The organism is Hymenobacter sp. M1-2, assembly GCF_057808495.1.
Genome location: NZ_JBTYZO010000035.1, coordinates 41,953 through 52,843, shown reverse-complemented (window position 1 = coordinate 52,843; position 10,891 = coordinate 41,953). Strand labels below are relative to the sequence as shown.

At 61.5% G+C, this 10,891-nt stretch carries 8 protein-coding genes; 1 reads left to right on the top strand and 7 read right to left on the bottom strand.

Annotated elements, in window-relative coordinates; all coding sequences use genetic code 11:
- Positions 1–628: 628 nt before the first annotated feature.
- Positions 629–1,696, bottom strand: coding sequence for a hypothetical protein (locus ACYSMN_RS23950; protein WP_488926457.1), 1,068 nt, complete (start codon positions 1,694–1,696; stop codon positions 629–631).
- Between the two features lie 205 nt (positions 1,697–1,901).
- On the opposite strand from ACYSMN_RS23950, the gene ACYSMN_RS23945 reads away from it, so the two are divergent.
- Positions 1,902–3,992 (top strand): alkaline phosphatase, encoded by a 2,091-nt coding sequence (locus ACYSMN_RS23945; protein WP_488926456.1) that lies wholly within the window; start codon positions 1,902–1,904, stop codon positions 3,990–3,992.
- A gap of 89 nt (positions 3,993–4,081) precedes the next feature.
- Here the strand turns inward: ACYSMN_RS23945 and ACYSMN_RS23940 are convergent, their stop codons facing one another.
- From ACYSMN_RS23940 to ACYSMN_RS23915, 6 genes are all read right to left on the bottom strand, one after another.
- Complete coding sequence (locus tag ACYSMN_RS23940; protein WP_488926455.1) at positions 4,082–4,711, bottom strand: nucleotidyltransferase family protein; 630 nt, start codon at positions 4,709–4,711, stop codon at positions 4,082–4,084.
- Positions 4,708–5,889: an XdhC family protein gene (locus ACYSMN_RS23935; RefSeq protein WP_488926454.1), complete on the bottom strand. Its 1,182-nt coding sequence runs from the start codon at positions 5,887–5,889 to the stop codon at positions 4,708–4,710. The genes ACYSMN_RS23940 and ACYSMN_RS23935 overlap by 4 nt, the downstream gene beginning before the upstream one ends.
- Positions 5,890–5,904: 15 nt before the next feature.
- The gene (locus ACYSMN_RS23930) at positions 5,905–6,153 is read right to left on the bottom strand and encodes a hypothetical protein (RefSeq protein ID WP_488926453.1); all 249 of its coding nucleotides are present in this window, start codon (positions 6,151–6,153) and stop codon (positions 5,905–5,907) included.
- A 182-nt stretch (positions 6,154–6,335) separates the two neighbouring features.
- The gene (locus ACYSMN_RS23925; RefSeq protein ID WP_488926452.1) at positions 6,336–7,358 is read right to left on the bottom strand and encodes an FAD binding domain-containing protein; all 1,023 of its coding nucleotides are present in this window, start codon (positions 7,356–7,358) and stop codon (positions 6,336–6,338) included.
- A gap of 165 nt (positions 7,359–7,523) precedes the next feature.
- Entirely contained in the window at positions 7,524–10,010 is a 2,487-nt protein-coding gene (locus tag ACYSMN_RS23920; RefSeq protein WP_488926451.1) for a xanthine dehydrogenase family protein molybdopterin-binding subunit, read from the bottom strand.
- Positions 10,011–10,015: 5 nt separating this feature from the next.
- Positions 10,016–10,669, bottom strand: coding sequence for a (2Fe-2S)-binding protein (locus ACYSMN_RS23915; protein WP_488926450.1), 654 nt, complete (start codon positions 10,667–10,669; stop codon positions 10,016–10,018).
- Positions 10,670–10,891: the final 222 nt, after the last annotated feature.

Here is a 10,891-nt window from a genome sequence, read left to right as displayed (position 1 = left end):
TTCCTTCCCCATCCCCTCCCCCCGCTCCCGCTCCTGCCTGGCCCAAACCCCCCCCCCCCTTTCCCCCCCCCCCCCCCCGCTAGAATGTTGTGGGCCTCGTGTTCTACAACCCTGCCGCCGCTACGCGGCTACTCCGCACACTTGGGTTAGCTAAGTGGATTTGATTGTATGTCAAGCAGGACGGTTTTTAGCTACTTCAGACTGCTCGCTGCTTGTGGCACGGACTTCAGTCCGTCGCCCCCCACTTACTTATACTCGTCATGGAGTGAAGTGCGAAAAGCAGCCGCCTGCGGTAGCGACGCGACCCTTCGGGTCTCGGCGTTGCACGAGGCCCGTAGGAGGGCCAACCGGCGCGGCCGCCGAGACGCGAAGGGTCGCGTCGCTACCCCCGTTCTCGCAAACCATTTCGTAACGAGTATAAGTTACTACACACAACCGCGACCGGGGGGGCCGTACGCTTCTTTGGCTTGCGCTTGCACGTAACTTTCCACTCAGTGAAAACTCTACGCGGCCAGCCCTTTCTTGCCGGCACCGCCGCGGCGCCATTTTACACCTGCTCAGGCGGGGTGGGCAGACGAGCATCTACTAGCTCGCCTGCCGTTAGTGGCGCTGCTATATTCTTAGCGGCTTATTTCGCGGAGGCATCCATCTTGCGCGCGGCTACGGCTGGTGTTGTGGCCTGCTGGAAAGCTTTGGCCTTCCACACGCTCACCTCCTCGGCTCCTACCACCCATACCCGGTGCTTTTTGTCCACGGCCAGTAGGCTAGGAGTAGCCGACGCGCCCGGCACCGTTAAGGGAACGAGGACCTGGGGCGTGGCTACTTTATCGGTAGTGGCTTCGAAGCCGGCTAGTTCGCCATCTGGCTGGTCGGGCAGCAGCAGCAGGCCCATGGCTGTGGCAAACACATACCCCTGGCCGGGTACTTGGGCCACACTGGCTACTTCGTTGCCGGGCCGCCCGATGTACTTGACGGTGGGCAAATGAGCCTCCCTCGCTCCCGCCCGGCCGGGGCGCTCGAACACGCTCACGCCTTCCGACATCAGTACCCACAGATTACCGCGGTTGTCGAGCAGCAGGTTGTCCACCAGGTTGTCCGGGATTTCGGCGTTGGCTACTCCTTCTTCGTTGAAGCGCGTCCATGCGCCGCGCTGCCAGCGGTGCAACCCGATATTCGTGGCAATCCAGACGGAGCTATCTGGGGAGGTTAGCCCGGCATTGACAGTAGGAACGCGCAGTTGCGCCTGCCACTGACCAGCCACGAACTGATAGGCCCCGTACCCAAACGCCCCCGCCCAAAGGTGACCAGCCGCATCCGCAAACAAGGTGGTGACAGCCGCCTGCGCGGCCGGTTCCGGCAAAGCCGAAGGGTGGCCGCGCCAGTTCTTGGAGCTTATCATCAGCAGCCCTTGGGGAGTACCCAACCACAAAACCGTATCCGTAGCCAGGGCGCACCGGATAAGAGCAGGACTCTGGTAGCGCCGCACGAAGCGGCGGCCTTCCTGCCGGAAGATGCTGCGTTCCGTGACCAGGTATGTGGCTTTGCTGGCCGTGAGCAAGGCCACGGGTTTTTCGTGGCCTGCCAGCGAGTAACGCACCGGGCGAGCCAACAGCCCCTGGGGCCAGCTACTCGCCCACAGGCAGAAAGCAAGTAGCAACAGCAGGCCGCGGACAGCGGGCGTAGGAATCGAGTTCATGGTTCTGGGGTGGGAGTGGCCACTTGCAAAGGTAGATTTCTGGAATGTAGAGTACTTGTAACCATTGTGTTACCAAACCAGATTCCTCGGTGGATTTTGTAACACACAAGTCACGCTGGCATAACCTCACCGTCACACGCGGGTGGGACTTTTACGAACCGATAGTTCTCGTTCCCGCACCTCACCAAAACCATTTTCTAGGCTCATGAAAGGTAAAATTCTACTCAGTGCCTGTCTGCTCACCGTTGCGGCAGGCGGCGTGCCGGCCCAAGCGCTGGCGCAGGCCGCAAACAGCAACGTGATCATGTACATCGGGGATGGCTTCGGGCTGGCTCCCAAAACGGCGGCCCGCATGGCGATGGGGCAGGGCCGCGATGGTAAGCGCTTCACCACCGATGCCAACTTCCAGGTGTTGGCGCTCGACAAGCTCAAGCACAACGCCACCGTTACGACGCACTCCCTCAACTCCTGGATAACGGACTCGGCTCCCGGCGCTTCGGTGTATGCCTGCGGCAAGCGCGGCAAGCAAGACAACGAGGTGATTTCGCTGGACCCGGCCAACGGGCAGAGCATCGAGACCATTCTCGAAGCGGCTAAAAAGCAAGGGTACGCCGTGGGGCTGGTGAGTACGGCCCGGATCACGCACGCTACTCCGGCCGCGTTTGCCAGCCACATCTGGTACCGGGACCTGGAAGATTATATCGCGGCCCAGTACATTGCCTCCACTCAAAGCCAGTACGAGGCCATCTTCAACGCCAGTCCGACGGCGGCTTTTCGCTATACCGCGGCCCGCGACTGGGTGTTGCCGACGCCTAAAGTAGGCGTGGAACTCGATGTTATTCTCGGGGGCGGCTCGCGCCACTTCCTGCCGCGCAACGTGGCCAGCCCGTACGAAGCCATCGTCGATGCCGCTGGCCAACCCATCAACAGCCCCGCCGGCACGCCCGCCACGCTGGGCCGCGGGCGCCGCGCCGACGACGTGGACCTAGTGGCGTACGCCGTCAACCAGCGCAACTACGGCTTCGTGAACAGCCGCGATGCGCTGCTCAACCTAAACTTGGCGCAGTACGGAGTAGGCGGCAAAAAACTGCTGGGCCTGTTCAACGCCTCCCACGCCAGCTTCGAGCAGGACCGGCAACTCGCCGCGCCCTACGAGCCTTCGCTCGCCGACATGACGCGGATGGCCATTCAGGTGCTGCAAGCGAAAAGCAACGGCAAAGGCTTTTTCCTGATCGTGGAAGCCGGCCGCATCGACCACCTCGAGCACGCCAATACGGGCGGTATCTCGGTGGTGGCCGGCGCCGGCGGCAACCAGTACACCGTAGACGCTGACAAGCCGGTGTACCAGGGCGGCGGCGAAGCCAACTACGTGGCCACGCCCGCCACGCCCCGGCTCAGCAATGTTTACGCCTCAGACTACATGATCAAGGAAGTGCTGGCCTTTGACTACGCCGTGGCCGAAGGACGCGCGCTCATGAACACGCCCAACGCCGGCCGGACCCTGCTCTTCAGCACCTCCGACCACGAATGCGGCGGCTTTACCGTAACCGGCTTGCACGACGAAGCCGACGCGCAGCAGAACGGTACCAAAATCCGGACTTACTCTGGCCAGATCACCAAATCGGTGGCGGCCGAAGCCGGATACGCAACGCCTTCCAACCTGGTCCGCGGGGACGGCGGCGTGGGTGGTTGGTTTCCCGAGTACGTGATGACTTCCTTCCAGGGAAAAGACTACCCCAACCCTACTTCGGCTACGGGCAAGCGCATTGTGGTGGCCTACGGCTCCAACCCGCTCACCAACGGCAACGGTACCCGCGCCAGCACGGGCGCCAGCGGCAACCAAGGCGCTACCCCTGGCAACCACACCCCGCAGGACGTGTGGGTGGGAGCCGAAGACAACACCAACACCCACGCCTCACAAATCGGTGGCCGGGGTCTGCTCGACAACACGGCCCTAACGCCCATCATGGCCAATTTTATGGGTCTGACCATGTTTGAGCAAACACTAAGCCTGCGCGGCGGCAGCCGCGACGAGCCTTCAATTGGCCTGCAACTGAGCCCGGTGCCGTTCGAAAATAGGTTTAAGGTTTCGTTTACCGTAGCCACTCCTTCGGCCGTCAAGGTGGAACTCTTCAACGAGATGGGCCAGAAGGTGCGAACGGTCGTTAATCAGCAAAACTACCGCAGTGGCAACCACACCGTTGCCGTGGACGGCACGGGTCTGAGCAGCGGCCTTTACATTGCCACAGTCACGGTAAACGGCCAAGTCGTTTCCAAGAAAACGATCAAGCTGTAGAGAATCAGAACAGAGTATTTCGTGGAGATTATCAAGAGGAGCGGCTACGTCGCTCCTCTTGCATTATAGCCGTTTCGGGCAAGGGCGAACTATTGTCCACCTACCCCAGTACGCTGCAGCAGTTGCTCGTACTGGGCGGGTGTGTCCACGTCCATCTCGCCGTCGGGGAAGGGCACCGAGGCTACCTGATCCTTTAGGTTTTGCAACAGGCGACGGGCACCTTCGGCGGGAGGTAGCGCGTGCAGCAAGGGAAAGAGGCGGCGTTGGAATAACGCTGGCACTCCAGCGGCGCCAGCGTACACTGTAGCGGCGGCAGGACGACCAGTGCGGCTGGGCTGCTGCGCCAGTTGCTGCAATAATTCGGGCGTTATCAGTGGCTGGTCGCATAGCATAATAAGCACGGCGCCTAACTGAGGGAAGTCGTGTTCTAAAGCGGCCAACCCAGTTTGCATAGAAGCGCCCATTCCGGCGGCCCACTGCTCATTGCGAACAATAGCATGGAGCGGCAACCCAGCAGCTTCGGTTACCAAGGCTTCGTGCACGGCTCCCGTAACCATGGCCACGGGTCCTAGCTCGGCGGCTAAGGCTACTTCCAGCGCGTGCCGGAGCAACGTGCGGCCCCGGTACGGCAACAATTGCTTGGGCTGCCCAAGCCGCGTAGAAGCACCGGCGGCCAACAGCACTATTCCAACCTGGCCTTCTCCTTTTTCAGTCCTCATACTGCTACGGGCGCCTGGGCTCCTGGCAGCGTGGGCAAGATCGTACCGGCGCGTTTAGCATGAATAGGCCCCGGTGCCGCCCGCAAAAAGCCCCCCGGCGTCTGGGTTAGCACTGCTTGGATTTCAGCCACGATGGACACCGCAATTTCTTCGGGGGTCTCGGCCCCAATATGAAGGCCGACCGGGCTGTGCAAACGGTTTTCCAGCAGGCCGCTCGTGTCGTAGCCTTCGGCGCGCAGGTCGGCCAGCATTTGTTCGGCTTTTTTGCGCGGGCCAAGCAAGCCGATGTAAGGCGTACTGCTTGGTAATACATGGCGCAGCACTACTAGCTCGTACGGGTAGTTGTGGGTCATGAGCAGGACAAACTCTCCCGTTACAGGCGCCGAAGGTACTTGAGCCAATGGCACTACTGTCACGGCTTCTGCCTCGGGGAAACGAGCCGGCGTGGCTAGGGCCGGACGGCCATCGGCTACGCGTACTCGCCAGCCCAGGGCCGCCGCCATCCGCACCACGGGTTGTACGTCGTTGCCGGCACCGTACACGGCGAGGCGCACTGGCGGCCGGAGCCACTCCAAAAACACGCGCAACGAACCGTGCTCCGTAGGGTAATCCTGCGAGGCGGAAACACCTCGCTCCAACACCTGCCGGGCCGCGCGCAACAGCCATTCCGTCGGCGTGTGACCTTCGGGCTGCAACTGCCCATACACAACTCCAACCGAGGTTAGCAACAGACGCCCATCCAGCCGCACCCGCGTGGCGCCGGCTAGCTGGAACACAGTGGCCAGCACGGCGGGTTGGGTTTGCTCATCGGCTACCCGCAACAGTTCTACGGGGTTGGCAGGATCGTCAAAATCCAACGGCTCAAGCAGGATCTGAATGATGCCGCGGCAGCCTAGTTGCGCACCTTGGTTCAGGTCGTCGTCGGGGTCAGTGGAGTCGTAGGTTACGAGGGTGGACTGGCCCCGCAAAATGGCTTGGCGGGCCCGACGCCGGGCGTCGCCTTCGAGGCAGCCGCCGCTGATGGCGCCCGTCAGTTCACCTTCAGCCGTCACGAGCATACGGGCACCGGGGCTGCGGTAAGCCGAGCCTTCTACGTGCACCACCGTAGCCAGCGCGCACGCCCTACCAGCGGCCCGGCAGGCATCGTAGGCAGCAAGCAGGCGGCGAAGCTCGGACATAATTACACGCTTTGCTTATTGCTTATCGGGTGTTGTGGCCGGCGCGTAGCAAGTACGGCCCGGCCGGCAGCTCAAGGGTTCCGCGAAGTCATCATCGGGCCCAAAGGACTCCATCGTACGCAGACACCACGAGGTAGCCGTCATTGGGTCCACGAGCAGCCACGGGTCATCACCACCTTCGTTGGTGCCCAAGCCGGTTTTGCTGCGCAAAAATCGGCAGATGTTTTCGTGGACTTCGAGTTGAACGGGAATGTACTCCGGCATGTGGGGCCTTAGCTGACCTCACCCCCTAGCCCCCTCTCCAAAAGAGAGGGGGAACTAGCTTTTAGAACTAGCTCCCTTCCTCAGATGAGGAGGGGTTGGGGGTGGTTGATGACCGTTGAACGACTTATTAGAAACTAGAGCTAGTTCCCCCTCTCTTTTGGAGAGGGGGCTAGGGGGTGAGGTCACCCTTGCGCTGCTTTCAAAATAGCCCGCCGGATGATGGCCGCGAAAACAGGCACTTTGTAGGCGTTTTGCTGTAAAGGCGTCACGCCTTGTACGGCGGCTTGGGCGGCGGCGCGGGCGGTGTCTTCCGTGACGGGCTTGCCAACCAAAGCTGCTTCTGCCGCGGGTACGCGCAACGGAACCGGGGCAAACGCGCCGAGCACGATGCTGGCTTTGGAGCATTGTCCGTTTTGCTGCTCCAGCACCACAGCTACGTCGGCCACGGCCCAGTCGTAGCTTTCCCGCTCACCGAACTTGATATACCAGGAGCCGGTGCCCGCCGCTGGCTTGGGCAGCAGCACGTCGGTGATAAGCTCGTTGGGCTGAATGCTGTTTTCGCGGCGCACATCGGTTTCGGGAGTCACGAAAAACTGCTCCAGCGGCAGCTTGCGGGTGCCTTTGGGGCCGGTCAGTTCCAGTTGGGCGCCCATGGCCAGCAGCGCCGTACTGATGCTGGACCCGTGCGGAGCTGAGCAGACTTGATTGCCGGCAATGGCGTGAAATTTATTCTCGGCGTTGGGCAGGTTGGCGAAGCACTCGGTCCCACCCTTTTTGCGACACACGAAATGCTCGTTGCGGAAGTACCAGCAGTGAGGCCGCTGCATGATATTGCCGCCCAAAGTGGCCGCGTTGCGCACTTGCGGCGTGGCCGCGTGGGCGGCGGCTTCGGCCAGAGCCCGGTAGCTTTTCCGTAAGTCGGGGCTGCGCTCAATGTCGGCCAGCGTGACCAGGGCGCCGAGGTGGGTACCTACGGCGGCGTCCACGTCGATGCGCGACATTTTGGGCAGATTTAGCACACTCACTATCCGGGCCGGCTGCAAGATGTGCTCCTTCATCAGGTCCAGCACATCCACACCCCCGGCTTTGAAAATGGTGGCCGACTCGGGCTTGGAAGTGGGCAGCATGACGTCGGCTACCGGCAGCGTGTTCTCGGCCGTGGCCTGCTTAACGCTCGTGGCGTCGGTCCATTGGAAAGCATTCATGGAAGTAAGAACCTAGAAGTGAGAGCTGAGAACTTAGAAGGCTGGAGTGAAGAGGTGAACATTAGGGTCGAAAAGCAAGCAGAGACGTGTGAAGCGAGACAAGCCATTGGCTCAGTTCCTTCTCTAGGCTCTCACTTCTAACTTCTCAATTCTATAATCTCACATCTAGCTTCTCTTTTCCGCCAGGGCGTTTAGAACCCGTTGCGGCGTAATAGGCAGCTCGCGGATACGCACGCCAATGGCGTTGTACACGGCGTTGGCTACTGCTGCCGCCGTGGCCACGTTTGCCGATTCGGCCACGCCCATGGCATCGGTTGAGGAAGTGGCGGTATATTCTTCCACCAGCAGCACCTCAATTTGCGGCACTTCGCGGGAGCCGAGAATCTTGTATTGGTCGAGGTTGGCGTTCAGCATGTGGCCGTTGTTGCGGTCCATGTGGCGGTTTTCGTACAACGCCCAGCTGATGCCTTGCAGAATGCCCCCATTGATCTGGCTTTCCAGCGCCAGCGGGTTCAGCGGCCGGCCGCAGTCGTGCGCTCCTACCACTCGCTCCACCTTCACGTAGCCGGTTTCCGTATCGACGCTCACCTCCACGAACTGCACCCCGCCCGACTGTCCAAACGAGACGCCCGGCCGATAAAACCCGCCGTAATCGTCCTTGCGCAGCTCCGTGGCCGACACTTGTTCCGAGGGCAGTTTCTGAGCGGCTTCTTTGAAGCTCAGGCTCTTGCTCGGGTTGTTTTTGACGATGATGCGGCCGTCTTTGAAGGCCAGGGCATCCGGCGCAGCGCCCAAGGCCGGGGCCGCCGCCGCCAGTAGCTTCTGCCCCACTTTGTAGGCGGCATTGCGAGCCGGCGGCGTGATGGAACCCGTGGTTTTGCTGCCGCCCGAAGCTGGGCCGGGCGGGTAGTTGGTATCGCCGATGCGCACGGTGACTTGAGTGGGTTTCAGCCCCAATTCTTCCGCTACTACCTGGGCCAGAATGGTGCGCACGCCAGTGCCTAGGTCCTGCACGCTCGACATGATTTCCACCGAGCCATCTTGGTGCAAGCGTACTTCGCAGCCGGTGCCCATTTCCACAAACCTTCCCCACTCCGACTGCGCCACCCCGATGCCCCGCTTCACCACGCCGGGCGAGGCGCCGGGAGCCAGACGCTTGGTCCAACCGATTTTCTCGGCGCCCATCTTACGCTGTGCCCGGCGGACGTCGCTCTTGTCGATTTTGTCGCGCAGGGTTAGGGCGTCTTGGTTGGTGCGTTCGGCCAGTTCATCAATGAGTTGCTCCAACGCAAAAGCTCCTTGCGGAGCGCCGGGAGCCCGGAAGGCGGCGCCGGGGCCGGCGTGCACCAACACATCGTACTGTTCGCTCTTGAAATTGGGGTTGGTCAGGTACATAGTTTCGGCAATCCAGCCTACGCCGGCGCCCAGGCCTACCCCGGCCGTGCCGTAGCTGGTGAGCTGCATGGCCGTGAGCGTACCGTCCTTTTTGGCGCCAATGCGCAGGTTTTGCACCGTGGCCGGGCGGTTGCCTTCGGAAAGATGCTCCTCGCGCCGGTCCAGCATGAGGCGTACCGGCAACCCCGTTTTCTTGGACAGGTGCACCGCAGCTACGCCGTAGTTGCCGGCCCCGTATTTGGCGCCAAAGCCCCCACCCATAAACTCCGTGATAACGCGTACCTGGGTTTTGGGCAGACTAAACAACTCGGCAAACTCACCCCGGGCCCCGCTCACGCCTTGTGTGGACAAGTACACCGTGAGGCCGTCCGGTTTCCAATCGGCCACAATGCCGTGGGTTTCCAGCGGAGAGTGCGTTTGCACCTGGGTTCGAAACTCGCCTTCCACTACCAGTTCGGCTTCCTTGAAGCCTTTGGCCACGTCGCCGCGGGAGCCGCCGAATAGGCTCTTGGTGGATGGGCCGCGCACGTTGCCTTTCTGGGGCAGGGCCGCAGCAGCTCCGCCCCCGCCGCCAGTACCGGCTTGGTTGATTTGGCGGCCGCCAAATACCAGCGGGGCGTCGGGCTTGCGGGCATCGTCCATGTCCACCACGAAGGGCAGCACTTCATACTCCACCTTGATCAGGCGGACGGCTTCTTCGGCGGCTTGCTGGCTCGTGGCGGCCACCGCCGCAATGGGCTGGCCCACATAGCGAATCACCGGAAATTTCCCGCCGGTGGGCTCCACTTTGGGGTTGGCGTGGTTGGGGTCGCGCACTTCCACGGCGGTGCCTTGCACGGTATCGATGATGTGCACGGCTTTCACGCCGGGGTAGCGCTCGGCGGCGCTAGTATCCACGCTCTTGATGCGAGCGTGCGGATGGGGCGAGCGGTGCATTTTGCCGTAGAGCATGCCAGGCAAATGCACGTCGTAGGTGTAGCGCGCCTGGCCGGTCACTTTCAGCTGAGCATCGAGGCGCTGAGTGCGCTTGCCCAGGACGTTCAGGTCTTTATTGATGGGCAACACGGGCGGCTCGTCGGCGGGCACGGTGCGCTGCACGGTGCTCAGGTTCACGCCCGGAATGCCCACGGGCATAGTTAGGGTTTGCGTGGCGCCCGGGGCGGCGTTAACCACCGCTGGTGCGGCTAGGGCCGCCGCCAGGACCTCGAACTTGCCCGCCTTCTTGGCGCTCTTTTTCAGTTTACGATAATTAGCCATAGCAATCACCCTTTGGAAACAGTAGTGGAACCCTGCGCTACAGCCAACACGGCCTCGAAAATTTTGGGGTAGGTACCGCAGCGGCAGAGGTTGCCAGCAATGGCCGTTTTCACGTCTTCCAACCCAGGTTTGGGGTTGCGGTTGAGCAAGGCGGCGCAGCTCATCACCATGCCCGGCGTGCAGAAGCCGCACTGCATGGCATCGTGCTCCATGAACGCCTGCTGCACCGGATGGAGCTTGCCGTTCTTGGCTAAGCCTTCCACGGTCGTGACCTGGCGCTTGCCTACTTCCACGGCCAGCGTCATGCAGGAGTTGGCGGTTTTGTCGTCGAGCCAGACGGTACAGGCTGAGCAGGCGCCGCGGTTGCACACCACTTTGGTGCCGGTCAGCTGTAGTTCGTCGCGCAGGACTTCGGCCAGGGTTTGGCGAGGCTCGATGTTCACCTTGCGGTTCTCACCGTTGATTTTCAGCGTGATACTCGTGCGACCGGGCCCAAGGGCGGTGGGCGTAGCGGGCTCAGGTTCGGCCAGGCCCGACAAGCCAGTGGTGGCCATTACGGTGCCCGCGGCGGTGAGGCCGGCTCCCTTCAGGAAGCCCCGGCGCGACATACCGGAACTAGAAGGCGCTTGTTCGGGGAGTTGTTCTTCGGGAGGCATCATAGCAGGCAGGGGTTGGAAGGACGAGACACAAATAAGCAAACTCAGCACGAGCTGCTATGTTGCTGTCCGCTCTCTGTAATTTTTTGCTTTACAGCGAAGAACAGCGGTGATGTTGCTGAGAATTAAAGTAGGCATTCCAGACAAAGAGTTGCAAGCTGCTCACTTATTCTAAAGCTATTTCGCAACTGCTGTACCAAGCGCATAAGCATGGCAAACTCCGTC

What these genes read in the sequence shown, in the direction of transcription:
- ACYSMN_RS23950 (WP_488926457.1), bottom strand. Translation starts at nt 1,696, where the DNA reads ATGAACTCGATTCCTACGCCCGCTGTCCGCGGCCTGCTGTTGCTACTT.
- ACYSMN_RS23945 (WP_488926456.1), top strand. Translation starts at nt 1,902, where the DNA reads ATGAAAGGTAAAATTCTACTCAGTGCCTGTCTGCTCACCGTTGCGGCA.
- ACYSMN_RS23940 (WP_488926455.1), bottom strand. Translation starts at nt 4,711, where the DNA reads ATGAGGACTGAAAAAGGAGAAGGCCAGGTTGGAATAGTGCTGTTGGCC.
- ACYSMN_RS23935 (WP_488926454.1), bottom strand. Translation starts at nt 5,889, where the DNA reads ATGTCCGAGCTTCGCCGCCTGCTTGCTGCCTACGATGCCTGCCGGGCC.
- ACYSMN_RS23930 (WP_488926453.1), bottom strand. Translation starts at nt 6,153, where the DNA reads ATGCCGGAGTACATTCCCGTTCAACTCGAAGTCCACGAAAACATCTGC.
- ACYSMN_RS23925 (WP_488926452.1), bottom strand. Translation starts at nt 7,358, where the DNA reads ATGAATGCTTTCCAATGGACCGACGCCACGAGCGTTAAGCAGGCCACG.
- ACYSMN_RS23920 (WP_488926451.1), bottom strand. Translation starts at nt 10,010, where the DNA reads ATGGCTAATTATCGTAAACTGAAAAAGAGCGCCAAGAAGGCGGGCAAG.
- ACYSMN_RS23915 (WP_488926450.1), bottom strand. Translation starts at nt 10,669, where the DNA reads ATGATGCCTCCCGAAGAACAACTCCCCGAACAAGCGCCTTCTAGTTCC.